Annotated in this window: 14 protein-coding genes and 1 pseudogene; 13 read left to right on the forward strand and 2 right to left on the reverse strand. The window is 61.1% G+C overall.

Annotated elements, in window-relative coordinates; translation table 11 throughout:
- Positions 1 to 747: hypothetical protein (locus tag VJR68_RS06910; protein WP_324146932.1), on the forward strand; the 747-nt coding region annotated here is incomplete at its 5' end.
- A gap of 1 nt (position 748) precedes the next feature.
- Here VJR68_RS06910 and VJR68_RS06915 read toward each other — a convergent pair.
- Entirely contained in the window at positions 749 to 1,408 is a 660-nt protein-coding gene (locus VJR68_RS06915) for a recombinase family protein (protein ID WP_011178412.1), read from the reverse strand.
- Between the two features lie 384 nt (positions 1,409 to 1,792).
- Here VJR68_RS06915 and VJR68_RS06920 point away from each other — a divergent pair, with 384 nt between their 5' ends.
- From VJR68_RS06920 to VJR68_RS06975, 12 genes are all read left to right on the forward strand, one after another.
- Positions 1,793 to 2,008: an antitoxin MazE family protein gene (locus VJR68_RS06920; RefSeq protein ID WP_021561443.1), complete on the forward strand. Its 216-nt coding sequence runs from the start codon at positions 1,793 to 1,795 to the stop codon at positions 2,006 to 2,008.
- The gene (locus VJR68_RS06925) at positions 2,005 to 2,328 is read left to right on the forward strand and encodes a type II toxin-antitoxin system PemK/MazF family toxin (protein WP_024231475.1); all 324 of its coding nucleotides are present in this window, start codon (positions 2,005 to 2,007) and stop codon (positions 2,326 to 2,328) included. The genes VJR68_RS06920 and VJR68_RS06925 overlap by 4 nt, the downstream gene beginning before the upstream one ends.
- A gap of 235 nt (positions 2,329 to 2,563) precedes the next feature.
- Positions 2,564 to 3,127 carry a recombinase family protein gene (locus VJR68_RS06930; protein ID WP_021561445.1) on the forward strand — a complete coding sequence of 188 codons (564 nt, stop codon included), beginning with the start codon at positions 2,564 to 2,566 and terminating at the stop codon, positions 3,125 to 3,127.
- 262 nt (positions 3,128 to 3,389) lie between these two features.
- Positions 3,390 to 4,582 (forward strand): IS3 family transposase gene (locus VJR68_RS06935; RefSeq protein WP_087748592.1). Its coding sequence is split into 2 segments (ribosomal slippage): positions 3,390 to 3,651 and positions 3,651 to 4,582, totalling 1,194 coding nucleotides; the frame shifts between segments, so codons are not numbered across the junction.
- A 544-nt stretch (positions 4,583 to 5,126) separates the two neighbouring features.
- Entirely contained in the window at positions 5,127 to 5,462 is a 336-nt protein-coding gene (locus VJR68_RS06940; protein WP_005797945.1) for a PepSY domain-containing protein, read from the forward strand.
- 56 nt (positions 5,463 to 5,518) lie between these two features.
- Positions 5,519 to 6,115 carry an undecaprenyl-diphosphatase gene (locus tag VJR68_RS06945; protein WP_011517526.1) on the forward strand — a complete coding sequence of 199 codons (597 nt, stop codon included), beginning with the start codon at positions 5,519 to 5,521 and terminating at the stop codon, positions 6,113 to 6,115.
- Between the two features lie 70 nt (positions 6,116 to 6,185).
- Positions 6,186 to 6,968: a membrane protein gene (locus tag VJR68_RS06950; RefSeq protein WP_005797951.1), complete on the forward strand. Its 783-nt coding sequence runs from the start codon at positions 6,186 to 6,188 to the stop codon at positions 6,966 to 6,968.
- A 29-nt stretch (positions 6,969 to 6,997) separates the two neighbouring features.
- On the forward strand, positions 6,998 to 7,447 hold the full coding sequence (locus tag VJR68_RS06955; RefSeq protein ID WP_076205818.1) for a hypothetical protein: 450 nt from the start codon (positions 6,998 to 7,000) through the stop codon (positions 7,445 to 7,447).
- Positions 7,448 to 7,456: 9 nt separating this feature from the next.
- On the forward strand, positions 7,457 to 8,215 hold the full coding sequence (locus VJR68_RS06960; protein ID WP_011875625.1) for a membrane protein: 759 nt from the start codon (positions 7,457 to 7,459) through the stop codon (positions 8,213 to 8,215).
- Positions 8,216 to 8,237: 22 nt separating this feature from the next.
- Positions 8,238 to 8,903, forward strand: coding sequence for a response regulator transcription factor (locus VJR68_RS06965; RefSeq protein WP_005797956.1), 666 nt, complete (start codon positions 8,238 to 8,240; stop codon positions 8,901 to 8,903).
- Positions 8,879 to 10,231, forward strand: coding sequence for an ATP-binding protein (locus VJR68_RS06970; RefSeq protein ID WP_029310059.1), 1,353 nt, complete (start codon positions 8,879 to 8,881; stop codon positions 10,229 to 10,231). The genes VJR68_RS06965 and VJR68_RS06970 overlap by 25 nt, the downstream gene beginning before the upstream one ends.
- Positions 10,232 to 10,259: 28 nt before the next feature.
- Positions 10,260 to 10,691 carry an EamA family transporter gene (locus tag VJR68_RS06975; RefSeq protein WP_005797960.1) on the forward strand — a complete coding sequence of 144 codons (432 nt, stop codon included), beginning with the start codon at positions 10,260 to 10,262 and terminating at the stop codon, positions 10,689 to 10,691.
- Between the two features lie 66 nt (positions 10,692 to 10,757).
- On the opposite strand, the pseudogene VJR68_RS06980 reads toward VJR68_RS06975, so the two are convergent.
- Positions 10,758 to 11,303, reverse strand: a pseudogene (locus VJR68_RS06980) (recombinase family protein); the annotation flags it as partial.
- Positions 11,304 to 11,544: the final 241 nt, after the last annotated feature.

An 11,544-nucleotide genomic window follows, 5' to 3' on the forward strand; every position in this document is an offset into this window, starting at 1 on the left:
CCGGCTTCCCTTGACAGCATCGCCATTTCTGACGATGCTGGCCAAGTCCCGATTTACTCCAGGAAGAAGGCCATGAGATACCCCGGCGGCAAGGGCGGTGCCGGCGTCTACCAGACGATCATCAACAACATCCCGCCTCACGACACGTACATCGAAACGCACCTGGGCGGCGGCAACATCCTGGAGCGCAAGCGGCCCGCTGCCCGCAGCGTCGGCATCGACGTTGATCCCGAGGTGATCGAGGTCTGGCAGCAGCTCGACGTGCCCGGCCTGGAGCTGCACCACGGCGACGCCGTGGCCTGGCTGGAGTCCCACCAGTTCACCGGCTCCGAGTTCGTCTACGCCGATCCGCCCTACGTGATGGACAGCCGGCGCGGCGGCAAGCTATACCGCCACGAATACGACGACGCCGACCACGTGCGGCTGCTCGACGTGCTGGCCGGCTTGCCGTGCGCGGTGATGGTGTCGGGCTACAGCTCAACGATCTATGACAGCTCTCCCTTGGCGTCATGGAGAACCATCGACTTCAACGCGATGACGCGCGGCGGCATCGCTATCGAACGGCTGTGGATGAACTACCCCGAGCCGGCCGAGCTGCACGATCTGCGCTACCTCGGCAGCAACTTCCGCGAGCGCGAGCGCATCAAGCGGAAGAAAGCCCGCTGGCAAGCGAAGCTCGCCAAGCTCGATCCGCTGGAGCGGGCGGCGATCATGGAATGCCTGCGCGAGCTGGAGGCGGCCGAGTAGGTCACGCCTGCGCCTGGTTGTGCAGCGCCCATACGCGCTTGACCTGGCTTTCACTGCACCCGGCCAGCCTGGCCGTCTCTGGAATGCTGTGGCCTGCGCTGCGCAGCGCCACGATGCGTTCATGCACCTTTGTGTTGGCCTTGCGGCCGGTGTAGCGGCCGGCGTCCTTCGCCAGCTCGACGCCCTGCCGCTGCCGCTCGCGGCGATCCTCGTAGTCGTCGCGGGCCATCTGCAACGCCAGCTTCAAAAGCATGTCCTGGATCGACTCCAGCACCACCTTTGCCACGCCCTTCGCCTCGGCGGCCAGGTCGGATAGATCGACCACGCCAGGGACAGCCAGGCGCGCGCCCTGGGCGCGGATCGAGGCCACGAGGCGTTCGGCCTCGGGCAGCGGCAGGCGGCTGATGCGGTCGATCTTCTCCGCAACGACGACTTCACCGGGTTGCAGGTCGCCGATCATGCGCAGCAGCTCGGCGCGATCGGCGCGAGCGCCCGAAGCCTTCTCGCGGTAGATGCCGGCGACGTAGAAGCCGGCGGCCCTGGTGCTCTCCACGATGGCGGCCTGCCTGGTCAAGTCCTGCTCGTCGGTGCTGACGCGCAAGTAGATGCGCGCGACCTTGAAAGCGACGCCGGCGGCCTGGTGCTCGGTCGGCGTCCGCATGATGCGGTCGGCACCTTCGACCAGGCCATCGCCGCCGACGCGCAGCGGTGGCGTCTTGGCGAGCGCCTGGCGCGCTGCGCGTGACTGGCGCGGCATGGCCGCAATCTGTGTTTCCTGGGCGGTGCGCGGCGTGATGATCGCGCTGCGCTTCGCCTTGGTCTTGCCTTGTCATTTTCAGAAGACGTCTGCACCAGTTCATGAGGCTGGCCGCCCCGTGTGCAGCCGACTTCTGACCGGGTCGTGTCAGCAGTCCTATGCACGAAACTCCAAGAAGGGCGGAAATTGCGCAGAACTTCCCTGCACGACGTTGCGGAACGGCTTGGCTTGCGCTATGGTTTCATGCGCAGTATCATGTAACCATACATGCAACCAATGGAGAGCACCATGCCATCAATTCACGAATCAAAGGTAGCCCGACACCGCGAACGGATGCGCGCGGCGGGGCTGCGGCCTGTGCAGTTTTGGGTGCCGGACACCCGTTCGCCTGAGTTCACGGCGCAAGTGCGCAAGCAATGCCAAAGCCTGAAGGGCGACCCAGCAGAAGCAGAGGTTTTGCGCTTCACCGAAGAGGCGGCATCGCACGTTGAGGGCTGGGAGTGATGCAGCGAGGCGACCTCGTGACGGTTTCATTGCAGGGTGACTACGGCAAACCACGACCAGCCCTGATCGTTCAATCAGACCTACTAACCGACTTGGAAAGCGTTGTGCTGTGCCCAGTGACAAGCGACCTGCGCAATGCCGCGTTTCGCGTCACCGTGGAACCGAATCCAGCTAACGGGCTGCGCGCACTATCGCAAGTTATGGTGGACAAGCTCTCGACGCTACCGCGCACCAAAATCAGTGAACCGTTTGGCCGCCTCGACGATGAGCGAATGAAAGCAATAGATAGGGCGCTCCTGTTGGTCGTTGGCGTTATTTGACCCGGTGCCGGAAAAATCTGGGATTCCGGCTTACTCGGTATCGCGCCGGAATTTTCGGCGGTTCCGGCTTAAGTCGGTTCGCTGTTCCATTGCGCCGGGATGGCGGCACATGCGCCGCCTTGTCCGTCAAACGATCATTAGTCGGCCAAGCCGGTCACTGTCCGGCAATGCGCTTGAATAACGGGTTGTCGGACATTATGATAGGCGGACGGAAAAACGGACAAAAGGGGCGGTAATGGCACTCATCGGCTATGCGCGGGTATCGACGGCTGAACAGGACACCGCCTTGCAGACGGATGCACTGCGCAAGGCGGGCTGCGAGCGCGTCTTTGAGGACACGGCTTCCGGGGCCAAGGCCGACAGGCCCGGCTTGGCCGCCGCGCTGGCCTATCTGCGCGACGGCGACGTGCTGGCCGTCTGGCGGCTGGATCGGCTCGGGCGCTCGATGCCACACCTCATCGAGACAATCGGCGCGCTGGAAGCGCGTGGCGTCGGCTTCCGGTCGCTGACAGAAAGCATTGACACCACCACACCGGGCGGGCGGCTCATCTTCCACGTGTTCGGCGCGCTGGGCCAGTTCGAGCGCGACTTGATCCGTGAGCGCACCAAGGCCGGGCTGACCGCTGCCGCCGCTCGCGGGCGCAAGGGCGGGCGCAAGCCGGTTGTCACTGCCGACAAGTTGCAGCGGGCGCAGGAGCATATTGCCAACGGGCTGAACGTCCGGGAGGCTGCTACACGGCTCAAGGTGAGCAAGACGGCCCTATACGCCGCGCTGCAAGGCGGGAGCGAGCAACCATGAGCCGCAAGCAAAGCAGTGCCTTCGTCACGACCAGAAAGGGCTTTTGCTATCTCACGGTCAAAGTCGGCAGGAGCAATTACAACATCATGCGGATTCGCAATTACACGCTTGAGCCGCAGGACAAGCGAGACATGCGCCGGTTGTATCCCGACTATCTCTTTGACTGGAAGAAGATCGGCCAGCAGCTTGCCGAAAAGATGACCTTGCCCCCGGAAAGTGGAGTTCTTGAGCCTTGTTCAAAATACGACCAAGGAGTCAAGAAATGTCAGACAAGCAAGTTCGAGCGCAGTACACGCGGGAATACAAATTGGAGGCGGTGCGTCAGGTCAAGGGTGGGCAATCCATTGCTGCCACAGCCAAGGTATTGGGTATCCCCAAGGCCAGCCTGAGCAACTGGGTACGCCGCGGCGCCAAGGGTGATGTGGGCGGTGTAGGAGACAGACCTGCATCCGTCACGCCTGAGCAAATGGAGCTGGCGCGCCTGCGTGCTGAGGTTGCCAGGCTTCGAATGGAGCGAGACATCGCAAAAAAAGCCGCGGCGTACTTCGCGCAGGACACGCTGCGAGGTACGCCTGGATTTACCAAATGAGAAACCAGTATCCAGTGAGCATCTCCTGCGAAGTGCTGGAGGTCAGCGCCAGTGGCTATTTTGTCTGGCAGCGCCGCCGTGACGCTGCTCGCCCAGGGCCTGCTGGCCGCCATAGCGACGAAGCCTTACTGGCCCACATGCGTGCAATTCACATAGAGGTCAAGCAGGAGTACGGCTGGCCGCGTATGCACAAGGAGCTGCTTGCACGCGGGATTCGTGTCGGTAAAGAGCGGGTACGTCACCTGATGCAGCAGCACGGCATCAAAGCCAAGACCAAGCGCAAATTCGTGGTGACCACGGATAGCCGGCACAGTCTGCCGGTGGCGCCCGACCTCGTGCAGCGGCGCTTCAATCCCGAGGCGCCCAACCGGTTGTGGAGTGGCGACATCACCTACATCGCTACCGACGAGGGGTGGTTGTACCTGGCGGGCGTCATTGATTTGTTCAGCCGTCAGGTGGTGGGCTGGAGCATGCAAGCCCATATGCAAGCCAGTCTAGTCAAGGATGCGCTCACCATGGCGTGGTTCCGGCGCCGCCCTGAGGCTGGCCTCATCTTCCACAGCGACCGTGGCAGTCAATATTGCAGCCACGAATTCCAGGACACGCTACGTGTCTGGGAGATGCGCTCATCGATGAGCAGGAAGGGTAACTGCTGGGACAATGCACCGACCGAAAGCTTCTGGGGCAGATTGAAAACGGCCAGCCTGTACGGCAGGAAGTTCGCTACCCGGCGTGAGGCCATGGACGCGGTGCTGGACTGGATGGCTTTCTACAATCACCGACGATTGCATTCGACGCTGGGATACCTCAGCCCGATGCAATATGAGCAACGCTGGTACGAGGCACAGCGTAAAAAGGCCGCGTAATCCGTGGGCTAAGAACTCCAGCAAACAGGGGCAAGGTCAAGAGGGAGGTATGCAGAACCTACCGCTCCAAGCGTCAAGCGCCCCGGAGCACGGAACGTACCTCAGACCCGTTCGTCATGGTGTCGTATGACCCAAGGACGCGCACGGTCTACGCATCCGACACCTGCGATTCAATGGCATTGCTTGACGCTGTTCTGCACATGGAACGCTCCCGCAAAAAATAGCCCCGACAGGCCGTGCAGCCGACTCCTGACATTCCGTGCAGTCGCCTTCTGAAAATGACATGCCTGGGAAGTAGCCGTTGCGGCTGGTCATGGGTTCCTCCGGTCATTTTGGGTATACGCAAAGTGTCCGGTCATGCTACCCCCGGCCAAAAAGGCCGTCATGCGATTTATCTGTCATTTTCAGAAGACGACTGCACCAATTATTAGAAGTCGATAACACTACATCGGCGAGAGCGAAAACTTCCCGGCTCAGTGCGAGCTAAGTCTGCCTGCGTACCTTCTCCACTGTGCAAATCCCTGCACTCTTCTGGAGAAGCATCATGTACCGCTACACCAAACTTTCCCTTCTGGCCGTCGCCATCGCTGCAACCGGCGCGGTCGCCTACGCCGCCAATGGCGGTATGGAAAACGACGCCCTGGCAATCAGCAAGGCCAAGATTCCCCTCACACAGGCGGTCACCGTCGCCGAGCAGCACGCCAATGGCAAGGCGTCACGCGCCGAGTACGAGAACTCGAAGCAAGGCTGGGTCTACGACGTGGAAGTCGTCAGCGGGGCCAAGGTCTTCGATGTCCGGGTCGATGCCGACAAGGGCACGGTCATCTCGTCTGCCGAGGACAAGGCGGATCACGATGATGACCACGACAAGCGGGACTGACTCCCGACAGTATGGCCGGATCGTTTCCCTCGGAGGCGATCCGGCCCGGAGACCTCATGGAATCACTCAACCATACATTTTTTCTCTGGCTCAACGCACCGGAGCATCCCAGTGCTTTGGCTCTGACGTTGGCCACCTTCTTTGCCGAACAGCTCATCTGGGCGGTTCCACTCCTGATCGGCATCGGCTGGCTTCGCGGCGGCGAGCCTACCCGCAAGACGATGCTCGTTGCTAGCGCATCGGGATTGCTGGGCCTGCTCATCAACCAGATCATCGGCCTGGCTTGGTTGCATCCTCGACCTTTCATGATCGGCCTGGGTCACACCCTCATCCCTCATGTTGCCGATTCGTCTTTCCCAAGCGATCACCTGACGCTGTGGTGGGCGGTTGCCTTCAGCCTCGCGCTGCAACGAGGCCCACGAATTGCAGGCGTGACTTTGGCTTTGCTGGGCGTTCCCATTGCCTGGGCGCGCATCTACCTTGGAGTGCACTTCCCATTCGACATGCTCGGGGCCATCGCCGTTGCTGCAATCTGTGCCTGGCTGACGTTACGTGAAGCACACTGGTATCTATTGCCAAGTTATCAACTTTCCACCGGAATCCATCGGCGGCTTTTCAGCGGGTTGATCGCGCTTGGATGGGTGCGCGAGTGAGCCTATGGGCGGGCTAAGTCAGCATGTTCAAACTGCTGGCAAACCATTTCACCCCCGGCAGGAGAACACCATGAACAAATTGCCCACGAGCAGCACCACTGGCTGGCTCAATAAAGTCCCGGAAGTCGCGCTGTCGTTCTGGATCATCAAGATCATGTCCACCACGGTGGGCGAGACGGGAGCCGATTTCCTGGCGGTCAACGCAGGGTGGGGGCAAGGCGTGACTCGAACCGTCATGGCTGCCCTGTTGGCGGCCGCCTTGTTCATGCAGTTGCGCACCCGACGCTATACCCCTTGGATTTACTGGCTGACGGTGGTACTGGTCAGCGTGGTCGGCACCCAGATCACCGATCTGCTGACCGATGGCCTTGGCGTCAGCCTGTACATCAGCACCTCGGCGTTCGCCGTTGCGCTCGCCGCGATCTTCTTCGTCTGGTATCGGATCGAGCGCACCCTGTCCATTCACGACATTGTGACGCGCAGCCGGGAGCTGTTCTATTGGGCTGCCATCCTCTGCACGTTCGCGCTGGGCACGGCTGCTGGCGATTTGGCGACCGAGGCATTGGGCTTGGGCTTTACCTGGGGCGCGGTGGCGTTCGGTGTGCTGATTGGCATCACCTATACCGCCTGGCGCATGGGCGGCAACGCCGTTCTGACCTTCTGGATCGCCTACATCTTGACCCGCCCCTTCGGGGCCGCACTCGGCGACTTGCTGACGCAGGCCAAGACTTATGGTGGCCTTGGCATGGGTGCCATGTGGACAAGCGCCTTGTTCCTCACGGTGATCGTCATGCTGGTGGCCGTCGCGCAGATCGGCATGAATGGACGCCGCTCGGCCCAGCTCGTCGAATAACCCTCTTCGCTCTACACAAGGAGAAAAACATGTTCATACAGCACTCAATCGCTCGCTCTGTTGCGGCTATTTCGGCCGCCGTGCTCTTGGCCCTCGCGGCTGGTTGTTCCAAATCTGCCGATCAGAACAACGCAAGCTCGGCATCAACTACACCGGCCCAGACTGTCTCGGCCTTGCAAGTCAAAACTGCATCCAAGCTGGGCGACCTGTCGGCCTTCCGCAGCATCGCCACTGATGTCGCCGCCATCGTTGACAAGGGCGATCTGCCTGCTGCCAAGTCACGCATCAAGGACTTGGAAGTCGCATGGGATTCGGCCGAAGCCGGACTCAAACCGCGCGCGGCAGATGACTGGCATCTGCTCGACAAGGCCATCGACAAGTCGCTTGCGACGCTTCGCGCAGACACGCCAAGCCAGGCTGACTGCAAGGCTGCGATGGATGCCCTGCTGAAAACCTTTAACACGCTCGAAGGAAAGTGAGCGCGCCCCATGAAAACATCCACTGAACACGCTTTGGCCAAGGTGCCCGAAGTTACGCTGGGCTTCTGGCTCATCAAGATTGCCGCCACGACGCTCGGTGAAACTGGCGGTGATGCGGTTTCGATGTCCATGAACCTGGGCTACCTGGTCGGTACAGCCATCTTCGCGGCGATCTTCCTGGCTGCCGTGGTCGCGCAGGTCAAGGCCAAGGACTTCCACCCCTTCCTGTACTGGACGACCATCATCGCGACAACCACGGTCGGCACGACGCTGGCCGATTTCGCGGACCGATCGCTCGGAATCGGGTACGCTGGCGGTTCGAGCTTGCTGCTGGCCTTGCTGCTTGGCTCTCTCTTCGTCTGGCATCGCACCCTTGGCTCCGTGTCGGTAAGCACGGTCAGCTCGCCCAAGGCGGAAGCCTTTTACTGGTTGACGATTATGTTCTCCCAGACGCTGGGCACCGCGCTGGGCGACTGGACGGCTGATACGGCGGGCCTGGGATACACGGGTGCGGCCGTCGTGTTCGGCGGGCTGCTCGCGCTGGTCGTGGCAGCCTACTACTGGACGAGCGTGTCCCGCACGCTGCTGTTCTGGGCGGCGTTCATCCTGACGCGTCCGCTAGGTGCCGTGGTCGGCGATTTTCTGGACAAGCCGGTGAGCGCGGGCGGCTTGGCGCTGAGCCGCTATTCAGCGTCGGCCGCGCTGCTCACCTTCATAGTGGTGGCAATCCTGCTGTTCAGGCAGCGAGCCGCCAGGACGGCGCATTGAACAACAATTGAAGGGAGGGTGAGTGCGGGTATTGCTGGTCGAAGACGATCCCATGATCGGTGACGCGATCCAGGGCGCATTGAAGGATGCGTCCTACGCCGCCGACTGGGTGAAGGACGGGCAGACGGCGCTCACCACGCTGGGCTGCCAGCATTACGACCTGGTGCTACTCGACCTCGGTCTGCCCGGAAAGGATGGGCTGGAGGTGCTGGCCAGCATCCGAGCCAAGGACAACCCGGTTCCCCTGCTCATCATCACGGCTCGCGATGGTCTGGATGATCGCCTGCGCGGCCTGGATGGCGGGGCCGACGACTATGTGTCCAAGCCCTTTCAGATGGCGGAACTGCTGGCCCGGATGCGCGCCGTCCTGAGGCGCAAAGGTGGCACGGCAGCTCCCGTGCTCAGCAACGGCGTGGTGACGCTTGACCCGGCCACCAAAGAGGCTTGTGCCAATGATGGCCCCCAAGTGCAACTGTCCAACCGCGAGTTCTCGTTACTGCAAGCCTTGCTGGTTCGGCCTGGTGCCATCCTTTCGCGCAGCGAACTGGAGGATCGCATCTATGGCTGGGGGGAAGAAGTCGAAAGCAATGCCGTCGAATATCTAATCCACGCACTGCGGCGCAAGCTCGGTGGCGAGGTCATCAAGAACGTCAGGGGGGTCGGATGGATGGTCTCAAAAGGCGCTTGAACGAATCAGTTCAGCTCAAGCTGTCCTTCACCTTGTCGCTGGCCATCCTCGTGGTGGCCGTTGTGGCGGGCGTATTCTCGTTCCTGTCCGCCTTCGATGAAGCGCACGAACTACAGGACGATGTACTGCGCCAGGTGGCGCAGCTCATGGATCGCCAGCGCTTGTTGCCTGCCGTGCCAACCACCGATATCCGTCTCAAGGATGTCGATGAAGAGTCGCGCGTGATCGTCCAGCGCTTGGGTGAGGTCAGTCCCTCTACGGTAGGCGTGGATGCAGGAGGCGTGCTCCCGCTCCCGGCGACCTTGGCGGATGGATTGCACACGCTGGAAGTTGGTGGCGAGACGTTTCGCGTGCTGGTCAAGACCACGGCGAGCGGCGAACGCATTGCTGTGGCTCAGGAGTCCGGTTTCCGCAATGAAATTGCCCGCGACGGGGCACTGCGCACGGTGATGCCTTTCTTGATTCTCGTGCCGGTGCTGCTGTTGATCGTTGCTGACCTGGTGCGCAAGATGTTCCAGCCCATCGCGGCGCTGTCCAAGGAAATAGACCAGCGGGCAGAGCAGGAACTGCATCCCGTCGAAGACCGCCACCTTCCGGTCGAGGTACGTCCGTTTGTCGTGGCGATCAATCGCCTGCTCGCTCGTGTCAGCCAGTCGATGGAATCTCAGCGCCGCTTTGTGGCGGATGCCGCGCACGAGCTACGTTCGCCGCTGACAGCCATGTCGCTGCAAGCAGAACGGCTCGCGGAAGCGGAAATGTCCAGCGTGGCGCGCGAACGGCTGACGGTTTTGCGCCAAGGGATCGAGCGCGGCCGCAGCCTGCTCGATCAACTCTTGACCTTGGCCAAGGCACAGTCGGCCACCGACCTGCCGAAGTCGCCTGTATCTGTCCAGAGCATCTACCGCCGCGTGCTGGAAGACCTCATGCCGCTGGCCGAGGCCAAGCACATCGACATCGGTGTCGAAGGCGCGCTGGACGCCGAAGTGTGGGCAAGCGAGCTGGACATGATCGCTGTGGTCAAGAACCTAGTCGATAACGCCATCCGCTACACGCCAGAGGGAGGGCGTGTTGATCTTTCTGTGGGTGTTTCGGAAGGGAAGGTCGTACTACGTATTCAGGACAGTGGGCCTGGCATTCCGTTGGCTGAACGGGATCGAGTGTTTGATCCCTTCTACCGCACGCTGGGGAGCGAGCAGATCGGCTCGGGTCTGGGACTATCCATTGTCCAGACGATTGCCAATCGCATCGGTGCTGAAATCCGCCTCGACTTCTCAGATCAAGAGAAGCAAACTGGCTTAAATGTTGCCGTTATCGCTCCCATGCGGTAGCGGTTTGAGAAACGCGGAGGCAGGCTAAATGGTTAATTCGGCGGGGTGGTTTTATTGGGCTTTGCTGTCCGCTATCCTTGCGGCACTGACGGCTATTTTTGCCAAGGTTGGCATTCAGGGAGTTGATTCCGATCTGGCCACCTTGATCCGCACGGCCATCATCATCGTCGTCCTGTCGGCGTTTGTTGCCTACACGGGGAAATGGACCAACCCCTTGGAGTTATCACCCAAGACATGGCTTTTTCTCGGGCTGTCCGGCTTGGCGACAGGGGCATCGTGGGTCTGCTACTTCCGCGCACTCAAGATTGGCGATGCATCCAAGGTTGCGCCAGTGGATAAACTCAGTCTTGTCCTGGTGGCGGTATTTGCTTTCGCCTTTTTGGGCGAACGCCCGTCACTGAGGGAGTGGTCCGGCATTTCGATGGTCGCCGGAGGCGTTCTGTTATTGGCGTTCAAGTGATAACAGGTAGGACATACTGACTCAACCAGTCGTCACGATTCGTCTACAGTAACCGCTGTCCTGTCATCAAACTTGACTGAGCAGTTTCTCGCCATCAAGGCGCAACTCGCCCTTCGGCGAAATGTGCCGATACAAGGTCTGTCTTGTGATGCCCAGTTCCTGACATAGATCGCCGACCTTGGTTTCGGGCTGCCCCATAGCGGCCATCGCCAGCCGCAACTTGGCGGCAGTCATCTTGAAGGGCCGGCCGCCCTTCCTACCGCGCGCCCTCGCCGAAGCCAATCCTGCAATCGTGCGCTCGGTAATCAGTTCGCGCTCGAACTCGGCCAGCGCGGCGAAGATGCCGAAGACCAACTTGCCGGCGGCCGTCGTGGTGTCAATGGCTGCACCGTGCCCAGTCAACACTTTCAGACCGATGCCTCGCCCGGTCAGGTCATGCACGGTGTTGATGAGATGCCGCAGATCGCGCCCGAGCCGGTCAAGTTTCCACACCATCAACGTATCCCCCGGTCGTAGCGCCTTCAGGCAGCTCAACAGGCCGGGACGATCCTCGCGTTTGCCCGACGCTTGATCCTCGTAGAGATGGGCCGGATCGACGCCGGCAGCGATCAACGGATAGCCAACGGTCTTGGCGTCAACCACTGCGCCGAGCGGCGTCTTGCCCTCGCGCGGATCGCCCACCGCCATGGTGGCGACTTTCGCCTGAAACTTGACGGATAGGAAATTCAACCGCATGAGGCCAAGTATGGCACGAGTTTTGGGCCTCGAAACACGTTCGGCCAAGGAAGGTTGAGCGCTCGCTTGCCGCTCAATGGCAAGAGCTTGGGAGGCAGTATGCATTTGGGCCTGGCGC

It is taken from the genome of Dyella sp. (genome assembly GCF_035277725.1).
Taxonomy (GTDB): domain Bacteria; phylum Pseudomonadota; class Gammaproteobacteria; order Xanthomonadales; family Rhodanobacteraceae; genus Dyella_B.

Excerpts from the sequence above, each read along its gene's own strand:
- VJR68_RS06915 (WP_011178412.1), bottom strand. The coding sequence starts at position 1,408 with ATGCGGACGCCGACCGAGCACCAGGCCGCCGGCGTCGCTTTCAAGGTC.
- VJR68_RS06920 (WP_021561443.1), top strand. The coding sequence starts at position 1,793 with ATGCCATCAATTCACGAATCAAAGGTAGCCCGACACCGCGAACGGATG.
- VJR68_RS06930 (WP_021561445.1), top strand. The coding sequence starts at position 2,564 with ATGGCACTCATCGGCTATGCGCGGGTATCGACGGCTGAACAGGACACC.
- VJR68_RS06940 (WP_005797945.1), top strand. The coding sequence starts at position 5,127 with ATGTACCGCTACACCAAACTTTCCCTTCTGGCCGTCGCCATCGCTGCA.
- VJR68_RS06945 (WP_011517526.1), top strand. The coding sequence starts at position 5,519 with ATGGAATCACTCAACCATACATTTTTTCTCTGGCTCAACGCACCGGAG.
- VJR68_RS06950 (WP_005797951.1), top strand. The coding sequence starts at position 6,186 with ATGAACAAATTGCCCACGAGCAGCACCACTGGCTGGCTCAATAAAGTC.
- VJR68_RS06955 (WP_076205818.1), top strand. The coding sequence starts at position 6,998 with ATGTTCATACAGCACTCAATCGCTCGCTCTGTTGCGGCTATTTCGGCC.
- VJR68_RS06960 (WP_011875625.1), top strand. The coding sequence starts at position 7,457 with ATGAAAACATCCACTGAACACGCTTTGGCCAAGGTGCCCGAAGTTACG.
- VJR68_RS06970 (WP_029310059.1), top strand. The coding sequence starts at position 8,879 with ATGGATGGTCTCAAAAGGCGCTTGAACGAATCAGTTCAGCTCAAGCTG.
- VJR68_RS06975 (WP_005797960.1), top strand. The coding sequence starts at position 10,260 with ATGGTTAATTCGGCGGGGTGGTTTTATTGGGCTTTGCTGTCCGCTATC.